This is a genomic window from Arthrobacter sp. UYCo732 (assembly GCF_040547265.1).
In the GTDB taxonomy this organism is placed as follows: Bacteria; Actinomycetota; Actinomycetes; order Actinomycetales; family Micrococcaceae; genus Arthrobacter.
Genome location: NZ_JBEPPJ010000002.1, coordinates 351675 through 370072, shown reverse-complemented (window position 1 = coordinate 370072; position 18398 = coordinate 351675). Strand labels below are relative to the sequence as shown.

26 protein-coding genes are annotated in these 18398 nt (G+C 64.6%); 12 read left to right on the top strand and 14 right to left on the bottom strand.

Translation table 11 applies throughout. The annotated features are described in order from the left end of the window. Positions 1–21: 21 nt before the first annotated feature. On the bottom strand, positions 22–495 hold the full coding sequence (locus ABIB45_RS05585; RefSeq protein WP_354214917.1) for a hypothetical protein: 474 nt from the start codon (positions 493–495) through the stop codon (positions 22–24). 187 nt (positions 496–682) lie between these two features. Between ABIB45_RS05585 and ABIB45_RS05580 the strand changes: the two genes are divergently transcribed. Further along, the gene (locus tag ABIB45_RS05580; RefSeq protein ID WP_354214916.1) at positions 683–1171 is read left to right on the top strand and encodes a hypothetical protein; all 489 of its coding nucleotides are present in this window, start codon (positions 683–685) and stop codon (positions 1169–1171) included. A gap of 55 nt (positions 1172–1226) precedes the next feature. Here the strand turns inward: ABIB45_RS05580 and ABIB45_RS05575 are convergent, their stop codons facing one another. From ABIB45_RS05575 to ABIB45_RS05560, 4 genes are all read right to left on the bottom strand, one after another. Further along, entirely contained in the window at positions 1227–1709 is a 483-nt protein-coding gene (locus ABIB45_RS05575; RefSeq protein WP_354214915.1) for a hypothetical protein, read from the bottom strand. 154 nt (positions 1710–1863) lie between these two features. After that, complete coding sequence (locus ABIB45_RS05570) at positions 1864–2313, bottom strand: hypothetical protein (protein WP_354214914.1); 450 nt, start codon at positions 2311–2313, stop codon at positions 1864–1866. A 79-nt stretch (positions 2314–2392) separates the two neighbouring features. Next, complete coding sequence (locus ABIB45_RS05565; RefSeq protein WP_354214913.1) at positions 2393–3241, bottom strand: ABC transporter permease; 849 nt, start codon at positions 3239–3241, stop codon at positions 2393–2395. Next, entirely contained in the window at positions 3238–4167 is a 930-nt protein-coding gene (locus ABIB45_RS05560; RefSeq protein ID WP_354215040.1) for an ABC transporter ATP-binding protein, read from the bottom strand. Before ABIB45_RS05560 ends, ABIB45_RS05565 begins: the two co-directional genes overlap by 4 nt. A gap of 278 nt (positions 4168–4445) precedes the next feature. Between ABIB45_RS05560 and ABIB45_RS05555 the strand changes: the two genes are divergently transcribed. After that, entirely contained in the window at positions 4446–4982 is a 537-nt protein-coding gene (locus ABIB45_RS05555; RefSeq protein WP_354214912.1) for a hypothetical protein, read from the top strand. 278 nt (positions 4983–5260) lie between these two features. Here the strand turns inward: ABIB45_RS05555 and ABIB45_RS05550 are convergent, their stop codons facing one another. Further along, a complete protein-coding gene (locus ABIB45_RS05550; RefSeq protein WP_354214911.1) occupies positions 5261–5476 on the bottom strand; it encodes a hypothetical protein in 216 nt (71 codons plus the stop codon). A gap of 76 nt (positions 5477–5552) precedes the next feature. Further along, entirely contained in the window at positions 5553–6488 is a 936-nt protein-coding gene (locus ABIB45_RS05545) for a pilus assembly protein TadG-related protein (protein WP_354214910.1), read from the bottom strand. A gap of 180 nt (positions 6489–6668) precedes the next feature. Between ABIB45_RS05545 and ABIB45_RS05540 the strand changes: the two genes are divergently transcribed. From ABIB45_RS05540 to ABIB45_RS05530, 3 genes are read left to right on the top strand one after another with little or no spacing between them, the layout of a single operon-like run. Then, the gene (locus tag ABIB45_RS05540) at positions 6669–6971 is read left to right on the top strand and encodes a hypothetical protein (RefSeq protein ID WP_354214909.1); all 303 of its coding nucleotides are present in this window, start codon (positions 6669–6671) and stop codon (positions 6969–6971) included. Continuing rightward, positions 6968–7879, top strand: coding sequence for a phosphotransferase family protein (locus ABIB45_RS05535; protein ID WP_354214908.1), 912 nt, complete (start codon positions 6968–6970; stop codon positions 7877–7879). The genes ABIB45_RS05540 and ABIB45_RS05535 overlap by 4 nt, the downstream gene beginning before the upstream one ends. Before the next feature lie 9 nt (positions 7880–7888). After that, positions 7889–8356 carry a hypothetical protein gene (locus ABIB45_RS05530; RefSeq protein WP_354214907.1) on the top strand — a complete coding sequence of 156 codons (468 nt, stop codon included), beginning with the start codon at positions 7889–7891 and terminating at the stop codon, positions 8354–8356. 281 nt (positions 8357–8637) lie between these two features. Here ABIB45_RS05530 and ABIB45_RS05525 read toward each other — a convergent pair whose 3' ends face one another. Next, positions 8638–9399, bottom strand: a complete 762-nt coding sequence (locus tag ABIB45_RS05525; RefSeq protein ID WP_354214906.1) for a tRNA(His) guanylyltransferase Thg1 family protein — start codon at positions 9397–9399, stop codon at positions 8638–8640. A gap of 198 nt (positions 9400–9597) precedes the next feature. Between ABIB45_RS05525 and ABIB45_RS05520 the strand changes: the two genes are divergently transcribed. The 3 genes from ABIB45_RS05520 (at position 9598) to ABIB45_RS05510 (ending at position 11143) form a co-directional block, all read left to right on the top strand. Further along, a complete protein-coding gene (locus tag ABIB45_RS05520) occupies positions 9598–9987 on the top strand; it encodes a hypothetical protein (protein ID WP_354214905.1) in 390 nt (129 codons plus the stop codon). Positions 9988–10077: 90 nt separating this feature from the next. Continuing rightward, entirely contained in the window at positions 10078–10554 is a 477-nt protein-coding gene (locus tag ABIB45_RS05515; protein WP_354214904.1) for a hypothetical protein, read from the top strand. A 385-nt stretch (positions 10555–10939) separates the two neighbouring features. After that, the gene (locus tag ABIB45_RS05510; RefSeq protein ID WP_354214903.1) at positions 10940–11143 is read left to right on the top strand and encodes a cold-shock protein; all 204 of its coding nucleotides are present in this window, start codon (positions 10940–10942) and stop codon (positions 11141–11143) included. Between the two features lie 59 nt (positions 11144–11202). On the opposite strand, the gene ABIB45_RS05505 is transcribed toward ABIB45_RS05510, so the two are convergent. Both ABIB45_RS05505 and ABIB45_RS05500 read right to left on the bottom strand, forming a co-directional pair. Then, complete coding sequence (locus ABIB45_RS05505; RefSeq protein WP_354214902.1) at positions 11203–12891, bottom strand: CCA tRNA nucleotidyltransferase; 1689 nt, start codon at positions 12889–12891, stop codon at positions 11203–11205. Positions 12892–12956: 65 nt separating this feature from the next. Beyond that, positions 12957–13826, bottom strand: coding sequence for a hypothetical protein (locus ABIB45_RS05500; RefSeq protein WP_354214901.1), 870 nt, complete (start codon positions 13824–13826; stop codon positions 12957–12959). 156 nt (positions 13827–13982) lie between these two features. On the opposite strand from ABIB45_RS05500, the gene ABIB45_RS05495 reads away from it, so the two are divergent. The 4 genes from ABIB45_RS05495 (at position 13983) to ABIB45_RS05480 (ending at position 16338) form a co-directional block, all read left to right on the top strand. Beyond that, entirely contained in the window at positions 13983–14381 is a 399-nt protein-coding gene (locus ABIB45_RS05495) for a hypothetical protein (protein WP_354214900.1), read from the top strand. Next, on the top strand, positions 14378–14755 hold the full coding sequence (locus tag ABIB45_RS05490) for a hypothetical protein (protein WP_354214899.1): 378 nt from the start codon (positions 14378–14380) through the stop codon (positions 14753–14755). Before ABIB45_RS05495 ends, ABIB45_RS05490 begins: the two co-directional genes overlap by 4 nt. Beyond that, entirely contained in the window at positions 14752–15501 is a 750-nt protein-coding gene (locus tag ABIB45_RS05485) for a hypothetical protein (RefSeq protein ID WP_354214898.1), read from the top strand. The genes ABIB45_RS05490 and ABIB45_RS05485 overlap by 4 nt, the downstream gene beginning before the upstream one ends. Positions 15502–15618: 117 nt before the next feature. After that, positions 15619–16338, top strand: a complete 720-nt coding sequence (locus tag ABIB45_RS05480) for a hypothetical protein (protein WP_354214897.1) — start codon at positions 15619–15621, stop codon at positions 16336–16338. 59 nt (positions 16339–16397) lie between these two features. Here ABIB45_RS05480 and ABIB45_RS05475 read toward each other — a convergent pair whose 3' ends face one another. The 4 genes from ABIB45_RS05475 to ABIB45_RS05460 form a co-directional block, all read right to left on the bottom strand. Continuing rightward, positions 16398–16823: a hypothetical protein gene (locus ABIB45_RS05475; protein ID WP_354214896.1), complete on the bottom strand. Its 426-nt coding sequence runs from the start codon at positions 16821–16823 to the stop codon at positions 16398–16400. 369 nt (positions 16824–17192) lie between these two features. Beyond that, entirely contained in the window at positions 17193–17669 is a 477-nt protein-coding gene (gene dut, locus ABIB45_RS05470; RefSeq protein WP_354214895.1) for a dUTP diphosphatase, read from the bottom strand. A 9-nt stretch (positions 17670–17678) separates the two neighbouring features. Further along, positions 17679–17831 (bottom strand): hypothetical protein, encoded by a 153-nt coding sequence (locus ABIB45_RS05465; RefSeq protein WP_354214894.1) that lies wholly within the window; start codon positions 17829–17831, stop codon positions 17679–17681. 3 nt (positions 17832–17834) lie between these two features. Then, a complete protein-coding gene (locus ABIB45_RS05460; protein WP_354214893.1) occupies positions 17835–18305 on the bottom strand; it encodes a hypothetical protein in 471 nt (156 codons plus the stop codon). Between the last annotated feature and the right edge of the window lie 93 nt (positions 18306–18398).

The following is an 18398-nucleotide window of genomic DNA, read 5'->3' as shown; positions in this document are numbered from 1 at the left end:
TTTATCGGGACTCGTATGGCACTAGATCTGCTCTACAGAAGCCCTCCAGCGAAGAAACTCCTCCCAGCCGCGCGGCTGACGAATTCGCGCACCTGCATACGGCTTCCTGCCGTCGTAGAAGATCCAATCAAGCTCTGGTGCTGAGATGCCGAACTGCGGGTTAAGCCCGTCGAAGCGGACCGGAAGGTCCAGCAAGACGCCTGCTGCGATGGCGGAGCCGTTGTGGACGTACCGGGTATCGCCCACTCCCCATTTTTCTGCACGATGCTTGAGTGAGTATGAGCTGGCCTTCGGGGTCTTGATAGTAGTGAACGCAGACAGAAACGCCAAACAGTGGTTGACCTCAAGCTGTACACGATTGCTGTACATGTCTTGGCGGTGTTCGGCGAAATGAACCGCGCCAAGTTCTTCGATTCCGTTAGTGGTGAGATGGGGGTGCTTCTCCAGGAGCGCCCCCATCCCCGCGGCGTCGACGATCATTGGTAGCTGGGTCATCCTTGTCCTTCCCGGACATTGCTAGGTTTTCGTTAGATGGCACTTACGGATATGCGTAGTTGCGGCAGGACCGGCTTTGAATAAATCGCTGCCGTCTGTGCTTGCTCCAAATGTGTGCGGCGGACTGGATTCCGCGTACCGCCAATCTGAAACCAGTAGATTTGTCGTTAGCGAAAGGAGCGCGCGAATGGGCTACACCCACTACTTTCCCGGGTTGACCGCCTCCGCCGAGGTCATCACTGATGCCCGCAAGATCATCGCCGCGTCCCCTGTGACCATCTGCGGTCCGGACGGCCAGGGTCTGCCGATAATGAACGGGGCGGAGGGGATCCGGTTGAACGGGTTTGAGGCCGCCGGCGAGGCGTACGAGACGTTCCACCTTGCCGGGACCAAGGCGCCGCTCTACCCGGACATGTGGACCTTCTGCAAGACGGAGGGGAAGCCCTACGACGTCGTGGTGACCGCCATTCTCATTGCGGCCGCGGTCCGCACCATGGAATCCGCTGATGGCGGGCTCAGGAGCGACGGCGACTGGGACAACTGGGCCGCCGGAGTGGAACTGTTCGAGCATGCGGTGCGCCCGCTGACCGAGGACGAGAAGATCGCCCTGGAGCTCGACGTCGAGGCTATGCGGCCATCTCAGACGGGAGAACACACCGTCGACCCCGGGGCCTAGTCCAGCCGCGTGATCGCCGAACCAGGGCGCATGGAGCCCCGGTTCGGCGAGGACCTCACCACCGGTACTCGGCCACGATCCGGAAGTGGTGACTGCATTTCCGTGTGATTTCCGCGATGTACTCGGCGAGGTGGCCGTTGAAGATCCGTTCTGCGTTGTCACGTTCGAACTGGTCCGTGGCCTTGTCCTGAACTTCCTGGTACTGCCTCAAGAGCAGATCGGTTTCCGATCCAGCAGCGAACGTCAACGTCACGAACGTAGTGACTTGAAAATGCTCATCGGTCGCCATCAGGTCTGTCGGTCCGCAAACATCCAGGTTCGGCACATTGTTCGCGGTGACAAAGCCTTCGACTGCCTTGAGGTACCGGGAGCCGTACCGCGCGTACCCGGCCCCGGCGCCCGGTGCGGCAGCTTCCTCTGTGTCGATATTCAGTGCGATGACCGGAGCCAGGGTGAGGTAGACCTCGATCTCTTTATCGCCTGTGTCTGTGTTTTCGTCAATGCCTGTGGGGGTCGCTTTTTCATCTACGGCGGTCATATCGTTCCTTCGAAAAATGCCACTCAGGTCCGCGGGCTGAATGCCCGTCCTAAGAAGCATGGTGTACCTGTCCTATGCGGCTCGCCTGTTGACGGACAGAGCGGGAACAGCGGGGCACGGGAGGGCGCCGTGATTATCTGAAATGCGACGAGGCTTACCGGCGCACCACGGGATAGAACCCGTTGCGGCCATGGCCGACCTCGACCTTCGGGGGAAGCTTTTCCTCCTCCGGCTTTCTGGGCCCATGGGCGGCGCTCCGGCGGTGGTGTCCTTCCTCCCACGCCTTCCATTCGTCGGTTGCCTCGACCTCATCGACCCGGTCGGTGGAGAACATGCGCATCTTGGGACCGTTCCGGTACACCGGGTTGCGGATCAGCTTGTCCGGCTCGCCCAGGAACCTCTTGATGGCTGCCGGCGTCCAGGCAGGGCTGCGGTCCGCCAGCGTCCCGGGCCCGAGCATTTCCCGCTTGCCCATCGGCTGCGTGCCGGCTCCCAGGCGGGTGTCGGTGATAGACGCCAGGGAGACGGATGGCTCTGCCCGTTCGACGGCGGCGAACTGGCCACCGGCGCGGAGGCCTTTGGGCTGGCGTGAAGTGGTCGTCATAACTGGTTTGTGTGCGGCTGGAGAGACATAACAGGCGGCCTGACACCTGGGGAAGGGTCCCCATCCCAGGCTGTCGCTCCTACACGTCCCGGGACTTTACGGCCGCCATCCCAGCCAGCAGCGGGGTGAAGGCCCAGGCGAGGAGTACAAGGGCGCCCTGGCCCTGGGTGAGATCGTTGGAGCCGGTGGTGACGGTAACCATCTGTGTCGCGGCGTTGGAGGGCAGATAACGGCCCATCTCGAGGATCGTTTCGTTGAACATACCTGCGATGCCGGCCACAATCGGCAGGACCAGCAGCACACCGAGGGTCACGGTGATTCCCGCGGCGCTGCTGCGGAGCAGGTATCCGGTGCCGATCGCCATGATCGCCACCAGGGCCAGGGACGCCCCGAGGTTGAGGATGCTCGGGATGACACCGTCTGCGGTCAGGGGGAACCCGAGGTTGTGTCCAGCCAGGAACGGCTGGGCGGCCAGGTAGGACCCGAGCCCGCCGAGGAGTCCGGTGAGGAACGCGGCGGCGGCCATGACGGCGGTCTTGGCCAGGACGTTGGAGATCCGCCGCGGTGAGGCGGTGAACGATGCCCGGATGAGTCCGGTGCCGTATTCGGATCCGACCTGGATGACTGCGAGGGAACCGATCAGGAGCTGGCCGAGGACGAGACCGGAGGCGGGGATCGCCAGGGCGACGGAATCCAGGTCAGTGGCGGCCTGCATCGCCGAACTCTGGCCGAGCACCATGGTGATGCCCCACGCGCCGACAGCGCCGATGCCGATCATGGCTGCCACAGAGGATAGCAGCAGAATCACCGAGGACCGGAGCGAGGTCAGCTTGATACATTCGGCGCGAAGGAGCCGGAGGAAGTTCAGCCGGGCCGGGACGGTTGCTGTCCGTTTGCCAGCTGAGCGAGTGTTGGTGACGGTGGTCATCGGATTTCCTCCCCTGCTGCGGCGAGTTCACCGGAGCGGTATTCGACGTCGTTCTTGGTCAGTTCCATGTAAGCCTCTTCGAGGGTGGCGCGCACCGGGGCCAGTTCGTAGATCAGCGCGTCTGCCTCCCGACCGAGCTGGGCGATCCTGCGCGGTTCGGCGCCGGATACTTCCAGCAGTTGAGGTTCCAGGACACGGAAACTGATGCCCTCCGCCGTCAGGACACGACACAGTGAGCTTTGTTCATCGGAGCGCACCAGCACCCGGTCTTGTCCACTGGCGAGGATGTCCTGCACGGGGGCGTCGGCGATGATGCTGCCGCGGCCGATGACGATCAGGTGGTCCGCTGTCTGGGCCATCTCACTCATGAGATGGGAGGACAGGAAGACTGCCCGGCCGTCGGCGGCAAGGTTCCGGGCCAGGTGGCGGACCCACTGGACACCTTCCGGGTCCAGACCGTTCACCGGTTCGTCGAGCAGGATGGTCTTCGGGTCCCCCAGGAGTGCGGCGGCGATGCCGAGCCGCTGGCCCATGCCGAGCGAGAAGCCGCCGGCCCGCTGCCCGGCAACGTCGGTGAGGCCGGTCAGGGCGAGCACCTCACGGACCCGGCTACCGCGGATGCCGTTGGTTGCCGCCAGACCCAGCAGATGCTTGTAGGCGCTGCGTCCCTTGTGGAAGGCTTTGGCGTCGAGCAGGGCGCCGACTTCCCGCAGCGGAGCGTCGTGTCTACCGAAGGGCTTGCCGTTGACGAGCACTTTCCCCGCACTGGGCCGGTCCAGGCCGACGATCATGCGCATGGTGGTGGACTTCCCGGCACCGTTCGGGCCCAGGAACCCGGTCACCTGACCGGGCCGGACCGTGAAGGAAATACCGTTCACTGCGGTTCGTTGCCCGTAGCGTTTGGTCAGGCCGATGGCCTCGATCATGGGGTCTGCTTTCATCGACGGATAGTGGTGCGGCGCGGGGCCGCCTCCGACATGTGTACGGACTGCGCCGCCGCGCTTCCCGGAGGCCGACGAGCGGGAAGGTCCCGGCAGCAGAAAGCAATCGATCTCCGCCTGGAGGGAGTGCAGCATCTCTGCCGGACACGATCGGTACGGACTAAGCGCCTGTCGGAACGACTCCCTAACGAGCACAGCACGCCCGTCGGCCACGTGTCTGCGCATGTTCAGGGGTAGAAGCCCTCGACAGAACTGAGACCGCCATGGCCCGGACCCCGCTCCGACCCGACATCGCCGCAGCGCGCGCCCGCACCAAATTCTCGCTCGGAAGCGGCCGTGAACTGCGCCATCTGGCGCAGTTGCTTACCGCCGGCGAAACGGTTTCCGCCATGACCCGGGCCCGCTACCAGGGCTGCTTCGGTCTGGCGGTCCTCACCGACACCAGGTTCCTTTTCCTCTGCCACGGGTTCATCTGGAAGGTCACCGAAGACATCAGCGTGGACCGTATCAGTCTCGTGCAATGGCGCACCGTCTTTGGCGTCGGCACAATGACAGTCCATGCGGGCGCCGTGCCCCTGGAGTTCACCGGCGTCAGGGGCCTGGGAGGGACCGCCGTGGTCCAGGGCCTGCGGAAGCAGGGGGCGGGACGGGATGTGGTGGATCGGAAGGTCCGCGAAGGCATCCTGTTGATCGCCGAGCACGTCGCTGCCGCGGCTCCGGAGGCAGCTATGGCCGGCTTTCCGGATGAGGTCCGGGAAACGTACTTCAGCGGTCAGGAGCTGTTGACTCAGTCGCGGTGAGGGCCGCCGGTTCCGCCGCACACATAGGAACTAAGAGCAGACGTTCACGTCGTCGCCCGGGGATTTTCAGACACTTTGCCCCGGGGTGAAGCGAAGGTTGCGCCGGGGCTTTCCTATTTCCCTGCTATGGAGTTTCCTGCGGCTGCTGAACATTGAACCGGGTCGGCCATCGCCGATCCGGTTCTTTTGTTCCTGCCTACTTCCCGGCCGGCACGGAGGTGCCGCTGCGCAGACCGACCGCAAGGTCGGCCCACTTCCGATGCAGGCAGGGGTGATTGCTATGCGCCCAGTGCTTGACGGACTTCGGCGCGGACGAGCCGTTCGGCGTCGTGGCCGAGATCCAGGGTCAGGATGGCTTTGAGGGCCCGCGCCATTTTGGGGGCTGCGGCCACAAATTCGGCCAGTTCTTTGTCGGTCAGGTCCAGCTCATCCAGGTCGGACGTTGTCCAGTGCTCAGTGGCATTCGGGTTGGTGAGGACTGCGGGTGCGGCCATGGTGGCTCCTTTGACGGGAACAAACGTGCTGACACTCTTTATGTGTGCGGCACACCCCGAGACTCCACCCCGCCGATCAGAGGCTGAGCTTCACGGCCCTTGCGCCCAGGTCGGCTCCGCCCAGCGGGAAATCTTTGAGGGTCACGAACTGGACGAACTTTCCGATGATCCCGGTGCAGGTGCCTGTGCATTTGAGGGTTCCGGTGTTGTTCCAAGACTGCGAGGGGAAGTTGTATCCGAGGATCTGGAACGCTGCGAATCCCCTGATGTGGAAGTCGCCACTGGAGCTGACTGTGTCGAACACCGGAAGCAGGACGGTCTGGTTTTGAAGGGAGGTGAAGGCCGGCTTGCAGACTTGCCCGTTGGGGACGCTGTCGCCGTTCTTGGAAGATACTGCCGGTTTCGTGATGGTTATCGTCGCGCCGCACACGGAGCTGCTGTCGGGGGTCAGCCAGCCGAAACCGCCCGGGATCACCTGACCGGACGGGCTGGAGCTGACACAGGTCGTCGTTCCGTGAAGCGTGAGCAGCTGGGTCTTCCCACTGAGGTCAAATTGGCATTCGGAGAACGCCACAGGCACCGCCGTAGTGAGCCCCGACGGTCCGCCCCACATCGCTTTGGAGGTCGTCACGACATCGGCGCGGGAGGCCCCGAAGATGTTCGCCAGGAACAAGGTCATGCCGGCACCCTTCGCGTCCCTGGCCGACGTTGTCACCTCAACGGTTCCGGCCGCAGGGAAAGTCGGCGCCGGTGCGTCGGCCATGCCGCTGTTGGTGTTGGCCTTGGCGTACTCCAAGGCTGTCGCAGGAGCGGCCGCCTTGCACAGTGTGGGACCCCGTTTGGCGCAGTCCTGGGCAATGGCCAAGGCTGCAGCGTCGGCGCCGTTTTGGAGCTGGACTTTCTGCGCGGACAGCATGCCGAAGTCGATGGCCATGGCTCCGAAGCCCAGCAACACGACCAGGAGCAGGGCGACGATGACCGCCACGGCTCCGCGTTCAGATTCTCTTTCCACTGCTCCCCCAACGACAGGCCCCGGAGGTGCTCGCGCGGGCCGGACCAAGTCTTCCGTACTGGCCGTGCCGCGGCCGCCCGTTCTGGCGATGGTGGGGAAACCCTTGGCCAATCCTGCGGGAACCCCGGCATAGCTTGTCCGACGTCGAGCGAATTGTGGCCCGCCGCACACATCAAAGGTATGAAATCTTCATCTACCTGGGTCCTGGCGCCGGCGCGGCTGGCTCCTGCGTCCCTGGACCCGAGGCCGGTCAAGAATGAGAACTCGTCCGGCTTTCCGACGACCACTGATACCGCGCGCGCCTACGCCATGGAGATCAAGTCTGACCGGGCCAAGCGGCTGCCGTGGCGGGTGATCGCCGAGAAGTTGTCCATCTCCAGGATCGAGGCCATCCGCCTGGCACACAGCCTGGATGAAGTCCTTGATGACATCCGCGAGTCCGCACTGGCAAGCGAACCGGTAGCCGCACACAGACGGGTATGACCACTCTTCACGCGGTACGTCCGGCAGTCCGTTCCTGGAGCCATCTGCGCTCCCCTGGGTTCAACGACCTGGCACCGGAGGTCGTCGCTGCCTCGGTCCCGGACGGGCTGAGTGTTGAGTCCGTCGCGCACCTGCGTACAGCGCACTACGCCGTCTACAAAGCGTTCACCGATGACGGGTCATACTGGGTGGTCCGGATCGGTCTGGTCTCCGAGGAGGACGACGCACCGGCTGACAACACCGGCTTCCAAGGAACATCCATGTTCTCCCCGTCCGGCCAGCGCCGGGAGTTCGACATCGCCCGGGGGTACGCGGCCGCCGGCGCCGGTATCTCCATCCCGAGCCACTATGACCGGGCCGAACGCCTCGACGTCCTCTGGGTCCCCTTCCTGACGGGCGACGCCCGACCTTTGACAGCTGCCCAGTGGCATCAGGCGCTCACCGAACTGCAGGCCTACCGCCCGGCCGAGGAAATGCCCGTCTTCACGAACCGGACCAAGAGTTTCGCGCGGCTGGACGAACTGCCGGACCAGCTGACGGTTGCGCTGCGGAACCGCTACGACACAGCTATGGAGGCCCTCTTCGAGGCCGCCACCTCATGGAGCGTCGTCCACGGCGACGCGCACGCCGGCAACGCCGTCAACGTCGGCGGTCGGGCTGTCCTGTTCGATTTCGACACGGCTTGCTGGGCGCCGTCCGTATGGGACCTCACTCACCTGCTGAACCGGGCCGGGGTCGGGCCTAACACCGGGTACGCCGCAGCAGAGCTCGCGGCCCTGTTTTCATTCACAGCAGCGGAAGTGGCTGCAGCCCTCGAACTCCGGAAGATTGCCGCCGGCATCGCCCGCATCCACCGGGAACACGCCGCGCAGGCCGGGGCGCCGGGTCCTGTCCGCGCCGCGGCCTAGGCTGGATCTATGCCGCCAACCCCGTCTCCGACTCCACTGGATGTCATCGTTCACACAGCGCCTGCGGCCGACTGGCAGGTGTGGGCTGCTTTCGCACCCCTGATCGCAGCGATCATCGCGGCTCTTATCGCCGGCGCAGCCTTGTGGCAGAAGCGGCGAGCCGACAATAGGGCCGAGTGGTGGCGGCGCGCGCAATGGGCGCTGGACGCTTCGATGTCCGACCATCGGGCACGGAAAGAGATGGGCCAGCAGGCAATCAACATCCTTGGGCAGAGCAAGCTCGCCACCCAGGAAGACGGTGTGCTGCTGAAAATCGGCACCGAAGACCCTCTCGACGCGGCGAACCGTGCCCGCCTAGCGGAGGCCAATGACACGGTTGCACTAACTGATCACGTGGAGGCGCCCCTGACGAGGGTGGACGACCCGGCTACAACACGCGACAATGAAAGGGACCACAATGACGGCACAGGCAGGTAGGAGGTCGACGATGGCTATGGCACACCCGACAACACACCGCAGGCCCTCCCGCGCCGAAACGGACGCGATTGCACCCTCCCGGCGGCCTGCGTCAGTGGACCCCGCGGACCGGAAAGTCCAAATTGCTGCTGCTAAGGCTCGTGTCACCTTGGACAAATTGACAGGTGATCAGACCGAAGAATGGATCATCGCGCTGTCCCGAGAAAAGCCCGAGTAGCCGCACTGATCCGTCCCCGTTGATGAGCCAGCCCTGATCGGACCGGGGCTGGATCTTCTGCTTCCTACGCCAGGCCGAGGGACCCCACCGTGTCGAAGTAGGGCGCCGGGACTGGTGTCCATTCCCGCCGCCGGACGTCGAGGGTCTTCGTCACTTGCTCCTTGGTGTGAAAGTAGGACACCGTCCGTTCCGCGAGCACGCGTTGGACGAAGGTCCCCTGCCGGACGGCCTGGTCCAGCTCGCCCCAGTGGACGCCTATGGCGGCCAGCATGTCCTTGCGGTCCCGCACCGAAACCCCGGTCAGTTCCCGGTGGCTGAAGTGGTTTGAGGCGAGCATCCCGACGCTGTTCTTCATCGCATCCGCCTGCCGCCAGCGGACGTATTCGAGCACGCCTCCGGGGCCGACCAGGTGGTGTGTTCGGCCGTCGAAGAGCGCGAGGGCTTCCACTTCAGGGCGGAGCCGATTGAACTTTGCGGTCGCCAGGGCGGCCGACGTCGAGACGATCTTCTGGACCTGCCCGCCGAACCATGCCTGGGTGTTGGCGCCTGTCAGGTCGGAGATGACGACGGAGATCTCGTCGGACTGGGTGTACGCGAACTGTGCGCCGTCGATGTTCTCGCACAGGTACAGGGCGGTTGCCGTCATGTCCTCGGTGAACTTGGGATCGAACGGCCGTTGCAGGTTCCGGGTGTATTTGGAGAATCCTTTGCCGTCGACGCGGATGACTGAGTAGCTATTGGCTGGCAGGACGGTGCGGTATTGGCGTTCCAGGCCCTTCATTACCATCGTGGTCTGGTCCCGGGGTGCGGGCGCGGTAATCGTCATGGCGCTCATGTGTGCGGAAAAGTCGATCGTGCTTCCCGACCCCTCCTCCGCCCCTAGGGACAGCCGGTGCGGCTTTCTCCGCATTAGCCGGAAGCAGCCTCTTGGACATGCCCAATTCTTCGCGTGACCGGGATGTGAATTCCGTGATGCCGCACACATAGAAGGCAAGTAGCAGCACCAAGACCATCAGGAGTACCGATGACCGCCACGATGAACGACCTGATCGGAGATTCGATTGCAACCGTCCCAACCCAGTTTTCGGGCCTCGTCGAGGACGCCTGCGCTCCGGTTCTGACCCTCACCGTCAATAGCCAGGCGGTCATCACTATCGCGCGCCGGCTTCACGACGGGACCTGTCTGGACGGCCCGGGATGCGAACTGCGCGACTTCCACGCCCTCGACACTTACCAGTCTGATGTGCAAAGCATGCTCGCTGCCCTGGTTCAGGCCGGTACCGCTGGGGACAGCCCCGAAGTCAGCACCTGCCGCGCTGCCGGCGACCGCCGCTGGCTGCATGGCCAATGGCGGTGCACGAAGTGCGATGCTCCCATCAGGTTCCGAGCCAGGTCCGGCTGGGTCCACAGATGACGGGGTCGCATCGTTAGGGCGACCCGGCGAGGAATAGGGTGGTCGCCGCCACATGAGGGGTATCTGACCTTGCACTGCCAAAGGAACCCCGTGCCCAAGATTCTCCGCAATTACCAGACCGATGCCCTCACCGATGGCGTGGAACCGTTCGCCGGCCATGACCGCGCGGGTATGAGCATCGGTCTTGAACACCTGCCGGCATCGTTCCGGGACTTCGCCGCGGATGACGATACTGAGCACCGCGCGTTCCTTGCCTACCAGGCGCAGAACCACGATTTCCCCGGCATCCTGCCGACCTGGGCTGAGCTGGCCGAAGACGCGGACATCAAATGGATCTACCGTGCCGTCCACTACCGGCCCTGGAGCGGTCAGTTGCTTGGCGGCAACGTGGACCTGCGCGGTACCGACGCGGAGACCGTTGCTGTCCTGCTCGAATCACTCATTCTCGGCTTCGCAGCCACCGGTCAGGCCTGGCAGATCACGAAGTTCTTCCACGTCGCCCCGCACGGGGTCCACCCGGGCCACCTCCATCTTCGGCTCGAGTGGGGAACCCCGGCGCAGCCCTGATCACCGATTCGGCCAGTGGCCCGGGTCGAACTTGGTGATCTTGGCGGGCCTTACAATTTCCCAGGGCTCAGCGGCCGGCCGGACTTTGTCCTGGTCATCCTCCGGCTCGGTTTCATCCGGATCAGTCTCGGGCGCGGGTGGTTCCTTGTCCTGCGGCATCGCGCTCCCCTAATGATGAGTGGCGCACTCTGCTTGACGCCTCACGACGCACATTAACCGCCGCGGCGCCTCATGGGAAGAGCAGCATTTGGTGACTCGGCGTGGTTCCGCTGCTGACGCAATCTCTTGCCCATTGTGGGAGGAGACACATAGGCTCGGGGTTGTGAGTGGCTGGGACGGTAATCCGAAGAGCGGAACCGACCAGCGACCCGTGAAGGAAAACAGCATGGCACAAGGTACGGTCAAGTGGTTCAACGCCGAAAAGGGCTTTGGTTTCATCGCCCCCGACGACGGAAGCGCTGACGTGTTCGCACACTATTCGGCAATCACCTCCAGTGGTTACCGCTCGCTGGACGAGAACCAGAAGGTTCAGTTCGACATCACCCAGGGCCCGAAGGGTCCTCAGGCTGAGAACATCCAGCCTCTCTAGGCGTCACCGAAGGCTGGCCGGCCCATGCGGGGTTCGGCCAGCCTTCTGCTGTGTCCGGGCTAGGACGCGTTCGCGGCCGCCCCTGCAGCTTCCCGCTTCGAAGCCCTCAATACCTTCGCTGCGGCTTTCTGTTCAGCAACCCTTGCCTTGGTGACGATGTCCTGCGCGGCCTTCTTCTTCGCATAGGCTGCCTCTGACTTCTGCAGCCGGCGCTTCGCCTCGGTCATGATGGCTTCCTCGTTTGAGGCCAGCCATTCCCGGGCGCCCGCTTCGTCACTGAAGGCCCCGTCGTCCTGTGCCTCTTCAGACTGGGACACAATGATCGCCCACAGCTTCCCCTTCGGGATGCCGGCGTCGGCCAGGTGCGGCCCCTTCAGCAGGGTCTTGCTGACCGCCGTCTCGTTGCCGATCTTCTCGGCGACGGCCAGCCAGTCCGGCACGTAGTTCCGGGTGTGCCGGGCACCGGGCCCCCGCCCGGCCTTGTCTGCCTCCACCAGCCGGGACCACTGCTTGAGCGTCGGTCCCCCGCCGGCGTTGTCCAGGCGGCGCAGCAGGCGGCGTACAGCCGAGGGCGTGATTTCCACGCCACCGCCGGGGGTGTGGCACATGTGCTCCCGGATTAGGGGAAGGATCTTCTCGTGGTACTTGCCGGGCGCTCCGATGCCGTCCAGGAATTCACGCGCGGGCTCGATGCCGGTCTCGTGGTGGCCGCCGGACTTGATGGTGCCGTCAGCCTCGATCTTGGTGGAGTGCGCCTTTCCGAAGTCGTGCGTTATGGCGGCGAGAACCAGGATGGAGGTTTCCTCTTCGTCGAGCCCGTCCCGGCGGGCAATGGCGGCCGCCTGGTCACCGGCCATGCCGAGGTGGACGATAACCTCCCCCTCCGGGTGCCAGCGCAGGTCCTGTGGAACTCCACGGGTCGCCGCGAGCCCCGGAAAGTGCTTCTCCCAGCCGGACGCGTGCAGGGCCTCCAGCGCCTTGGAGATGTGGGTGCCTTCGGTGCTGAGCTTGCGGAACTGTTTCCAGATTCCGTCCTTGTGCAGTTGGTCGAACGCAGGGGCCATTTCGTGGCACAGCTCGGCCGTTTCCGGTGCCAGCTCCATGTTGAACCGGCCAGCAAATTGCACGCCACGAAGAACGCGTAAAGGGTCCTCGCTGAACTTGTTTCCCGTGTGCCGGAGGATGCCGGCCCCCAGATCGGCGCGGCCGCCGAGGGGGTCCACGAGCTCGCCGGTTTCCGAATCCCAGCCCATGGCGTTCATCGTGAAGTCGCGGCGCGCGAACGCGGTCTCAAAGGGCATGTCCGGGTCAGTATCGACCACGAAACCGCGGTACCCGTCGCCGGTCTTGTTGTCCTGCCGGGGCAGGGTGACGTCGAAATCCTGGCCGTTCAGCGAGGTGTTGAACACTCCAAACGCCTGGCCGAACTCGTTCACGTCCCCGGGCAGCGCCCTCCGAACCTCCTCTTTGGAGAGCCCGTAGACCTCGATGTCGACGTCCATGGAATCCACGGTTCCACCTTGGGTGCGGGAGAGCAGCCCGTCGCGGACGGCGCCGCCGACGATCAGCGGCCGGCCGCCGGCAGCCCGCAACGCATCCAGGACCTGTTGGGTCTCGGGCGTGAGGTCGATCAGGTCAGGGATGATGTCCGCGGCGTGGCGCAGCGCGAGACTGGCCTCGGCGCGGGTATCGGGTGCGAACTGTCCACCGACAGGTATGCCCTTTGGCTGGCGGGATTGAGTGGTCATGCTCTTAATGTGTACGGCCATGCCTGCCGAAGGGTGGGAGCCCCCGCGGTGGCGGGCGAGCCGGCTCACTCTCCGGACGGCAACTCGTTCAGGAAGCTCTCAATTTCCTGTTTGCTCACCCCTGTCATGTCGGCGATTTCAGCCGGGGCTTTGCCCTGTCTGTGCAGCTGAAGAACGGTCCAGGCGAGGTCGTCCTCCTGCTCAATTCGTGCAGCGTTGGCCTCGTCGTAGTATTTCCAGGCGGTGCGCATGGAAACGCCCAGCTGCATCGACAGACCAAGTGCCCGGTCCTGAGCGGCCTGATCCCGTTCCTTCCGGGGCGGATGCCTGAGCTCGTCAGGGCGCCGGATGATGAATTTCGGGACGGGCAGTGCGAACGGGTCTTCTCCGGAGAGCCCGGAGTCCATGATTTTCTCGAAGGAATCAGCGACGGCTTTCCGGGCCCGCTGCCGGTCCTCCCACTCGTGGAAGCTGATCCCGTCCGGATCGGGCGCGATCTCTTTTTGAGCCACCCACAATTCCACCTGCTCGGTGAAGGTCCGGCCCTCCCTGGACGCTGCCGAAGCTGCGGCTTCCAAGTCGTCCCGTTTGTACTTCTGGCCATCGAAGATGTCAGGAAGATCCTGCCCAACCTGGTCTCCGAAGATCCCGTGAATGATCTTGCGAATATCGGCCTCGGGTTTGCCTGTTTCGAGCGCGATGGCTGCAGCGGACTCACCTCGCTGGTACATCGACTCGATCGTAATGAGGAACCGGTCCGCAGCCAGGTTGGCCTCGACCCAGTCCTCGACTGGCATCCCGTGTTCGGCCGCCTGTCGCCGACGGCTCTCGGTTGTGTATCTCTTCAGGACGGTCGCCCGGGTCAGGCCCATCATTTCGGCGGTTTGGTCCGCCGTCTGGATCTCGATCCGCGTCCACTTCGACTGCCGGGGCATGCATGCTCCTCACCGTTCGGGGCCACCGAAAAGCCACCCCGAATGACCATATCCGGCTGCTGAGGCATTGTCAGCCGCGCCGGCCGAATGGAGACCTTGGCGCCGGGTGCCGCACACATAGTCGGGAGAAGTATCCCCAGCAGGTCGAAAGAAGCCATGACAACTGAATCCGACTTTGCGGCGGCCACAGCCCCGGAAATCACCGCCGGCGGTGTCTACGACATCGTCTCCAAAATCACCCCATTCGCCTTTGATGGGATGAACGTGGCCATGAGCGCAAACTTTGAAGCGTTCGGCGAGAAGATCACCTTCGCTATCGAGCACACCAGCGAAGACCAGACCGCGACGGACGCTGAACCGTTCCTCGCCGCGATCCGGGCCAACGAGGAACTCCTGGCCACTCGACTCACCGAGGCCCGCGAGACTGCCCGTACGACCGGCGCCACCGCGCGGGTGTCCATGGACGGCATCGGCCTGGACCCGCTCTGGCCGGAGCTGATTCTGTCCGCCGGCCCCTACGACCCTGATGAAGATGAAGACGAGGACGAATTGTGAGCCACCTGACTGTTGTCCCCTCACCTGCGCAGATCCCCGCCGCACGCCAGAACGCCCGGCTGCACCTGCAGTCCCGCGCTCTGACCGGCATCCAGCAGCATCTGCTCGCAGGCGGCACGGACCACGAATTCATGCTTCGTCTGGCCACTGCTGCCCTGGCCGGGACCGCGACCGTCTCCGATGACCGCTTCGCCGCTGAGCTCCGCCGCCACACCAGAGGACTCGAAGCCTTGCGCCGCCATCTGACCGTCGGGGGCACAGACCGGGCCATCCTGATCGGCCTGACAGTCAACGCCCTTACCGGCTACAGCCCGGCGACCACCAAAGAAGCCGAAGCCGCTGCGGGACTTGGCGGGCAGCAGGTGGCCGCATGATCAGGAACACCTCCGAGTACATGCTGGCCGACGGGTCGCCGCGCTACGGCATCCGGACCACGGGCCTTGTCCCGACGCCGGTGGCCGCCGTCACGGGTCTCGTCCGGGTCGGGCAGACGGCTGACGCTGCGGCGCTGTTGGACGCCGCCGAACTGAAACTTGCGCTCCAGCATCGCTTCGTCCTGGACAGGGTCAACCACGCCGACGCCGAGATCATCACCCACCTGAGGGCCGAACATCCCGGAGAGCTCAAAGAGGCCGAGTCCATCGTGGCCGAGCGCCTCGGTTCCCCGACGGTGTGGATGCGGGGCGCGAAGTCCGCCTACGCTGAGGCTCGCGCGGAGGAGGCCCACAACGATGGCACCCTCTTCCGGCAGCTCGGGGCCGCCCTCAAATCCCTCGGCCTGACCGTGGCCATGCTGGTCGTCATCATTGGGCTCACCGTCGTACAAGCCCCTCCCCTGACTTCGCTGGGAATTATCGTCGGCATGTTCCTGGCGGCGCGGCCCATCCAGAAGCAGGTGAACCGGACGATCAACCCTGGCGGCATCTCAACCAGGATCGATGAGGAAGACGCAGGCATCCTCTGGGATGACGTCGTGAACGCCACTTTGGTTTCTGTCCTGCAGAACAAGGACATTCCGGTCGACCGGGCCAGCACCACGGCCGCGCTTCGCGGCTGGAATCACACCCGCTACGTCGGATCGGTGGCGCAGGAGCTGCGCACCAACACTGCGCAGCCGTAACAAATCAGCGCAACCGCCGATGCCGGGGACAATGACCTCGGGACCGGCAACGTCGCCGGCCTGGTCCGGCGTGCATTAGCAGCAGTATCACCGCCGGACCACAACATTGGGGGAATCATGAGCAACGAATACCATCTCGCCGACGGGTCGCCACGCTACGGGCACCGCACCGAAGAGTCATCCGCCACACAGCCAGGACAAGCCGTTACAGTCCGGGTCGAGGAAGCAGCACAAGGCGCCGCCCGCTTGGGCCTGGATGACATGGCCGCCGCCATCGACCGCAGGCTCTCCAGTGCCTGGGCGGACGCCCCGGACCCGCTCGTCACGTCCCTGCGCAAGGAGCATCCGGAGGAGCTGGCCGCCGCCCGCGCCCTGGTCAAGCTTCACCTGGGGTCCCAGCGGCAGTGGCGGCTGAAGGCCCAGGAGGTCCGCGACAAGCAGCTGTCCGCGTTGGTGGCCCGCCGCAAGGCCTCCGGCAGCGCCATCCAGATCCTCCTGATGCGCCTGGGCTTGATGGCCGCCCTGATCTTCCTTCCGGCCTACGTCGTCGTGACTGACCAGGAGAACTACGTGAAGCTGCTGATCACCGGTGCCTTGTGCTTCGCGGCGGCCCTGATCGGCGGCCACTTCCTGACGATCCGGGCGCGTGTCCCGGTGATGCCGAACATCCGCGGGCCCTGGCTGACGGAGCTGCGCGAGGACGTCGTGGACGCGACCTTGGCCGCCATCCTGCAGAACAAGGGCGTTGCCCTTGACTCCCGCACCGCAGCAGCCTGCCGGCGCGGATGGACCAGCATTCAGGCGGCATCCAAGGCCATGGCTGCGGTCCGCGACTGAGTTGCCTCGGCAAGACGAAGCCCCGGAGCGGTATTCGCTCCGGGGCTTCCTTTCGGTTTCTAGACGTCGGTGGCGACCTTAACCGGGGTCAGTTTGATGTAGCCGTAGCGGTCCTTGCTGATCGTGTACTCGGTACCCCGCAGGATGAGGGTGTCCGCTTCGGTGACGAGGATGCGTTCGCGGCGTTCCTGCTTGTGGGCGGTGATGACCGTGGCGTTCGCACTCATCCAGGCGTGCGGACCTTCAACGAGCGGGCCCTGGCAGACGACGCGGTGGAAGTTTCCGGCTTCCCAGCCGCCGACGCTGTAGGTGTTGTAGAGGTCGGTGCCGCGGTAGGTCTTGTCGAACATGGCCAGTTCGGGACCGGTGAAGTGGTCCTGGCCGAACAGGGCCTGCGGGGTTCCAGCGCCCGGGTGGCCCTCGGAGTAAGTGATCGGGTCGCTGTCGTTGATGATGAGCAGCTGGTCCAGGTTGAATGTAGCCATGGTCTTCGGTCCTCCGGTGTCGGCGTTCCCGGCTCCCTGCCGGTACTGCCAATGTGTGCGGGGATCCGAAACGCCCTCACCGATCGAAGCGCCGTCCCGCCGTACACAGAGAAGGCGGAGGGGTCACCGACCCCTGGACGCAAAGAAACCCCGGGACGTTGCAGGTTCCGGGGCTTCTTCGCAAAGGCAGACCTTTTCCGTTAGGTAGTCGGCTGCTGCATATTCTGATTCAAGGCTTGTCAGGCCACCGTACGGTCTTTCCTGACGTGCTGCGTTCCACACATTAGCAGCACCATCGGACAGTTTGGCAAGTCCCTCAGCCGAAGCGGGTCCCTCCGGATTTCCCGCGTCTCCGCAGGTCAGTGGTTCCTAGCGAGCCGCAAAGCCGCCCGTGGAGCCGAACCCGCCGGTCCCACGTGCCGATTCGGGAAGCGTCTCGACCCGGACGAACGAGGCGATTTCGACCTTCTGGATGACCAGTTGTGCGATCCGGTCGCCGCGGCTGAAAATCATGCCCCGCCGCTGGTCGGTGTTGAGCAGGCAGACGTGAATTTCGCCCCGGTATCCGGCGTCGATGGTGCCAGGGGTGTTCACGACGGTGATGCCGTGCTTGGTGGCCAGGCCCGAGCGGGGATGAATGAGGCCGACGGTCCCCAAAGGCAGGGCGACGGCTACGCCGGTCGGGACGAGGCGCCGCTCCCCCGGATCCAGGTGGAAGTCGATGGTGGTGCGAAGGTCGGCGCCGGCGTCCCCCGGCTGGGCGTAGGAGGGCGGTTCGATGCCGTCATCAAGCATTCTCAGTTCGACGGTGAGGGTGGCCGCTCCGGCGGCAAGATCTACGGTCATGGCTATCTTTCAGTTGGCGGCGCGTTCGTGGCGCAGCGCGGCTTTCAGTTCTTTGGCTTTGGCGCTCTTCTTGGCTTTTCGGCGCCGTCCGCGAGGGTTGTGGCAGGAGCAGCCGTTCATGATGAGCCCGTCTGTGGCGCAGCTTCGTCCGTTGGTCAGCACGGTTCACCCTTCGATCTGCAGGAGCGGCTTGACGGCTCCGGTGCGGTAGGCGGTCTCGATGCCCGCTTCGGTTTCCTCGTGGATCGTTTTGCCGTTGGGCAAAACGATGTGAGCCAGGAATTCTGCTTCGAAGCTCACGATGCCGGCGGCGACCGCTTCGAGCTTGGCCTTGACGACCAGGTTCAGGGCCCGCCAGGACTGACGGACCGCGGCCTCGTATTCCTTGGCCGCGGCCTCCGGGGTGCGGCGCTGGTTCTTGGCCGGTGTGTGGGTGAAGCGGCGTTCGGTGCGGTCGGGCAGCGGCAGGATGAAGCGGACCTGGCGGCCGTCGGCGGTGAAGGCCAGGGCGGCGCGGGAATCCTGCCAGCCGTACATGAACGAGGTTGCCCCGTAGCGGGTGAGGGTGCGTTCGATTTCGGCCCGGGACGTGTGACTGTCCACGGTGGTGCCCTGGGCGTAGCGTGAGGCAGTCATGGTCCCTTTCCGGGTTCGGTTTGTACCTGTCCTATGCGGGACCGGCGCTGACGGGCCTGATGTGTGCGGAAGCAGCGGCCGCCGTCCCCGGGG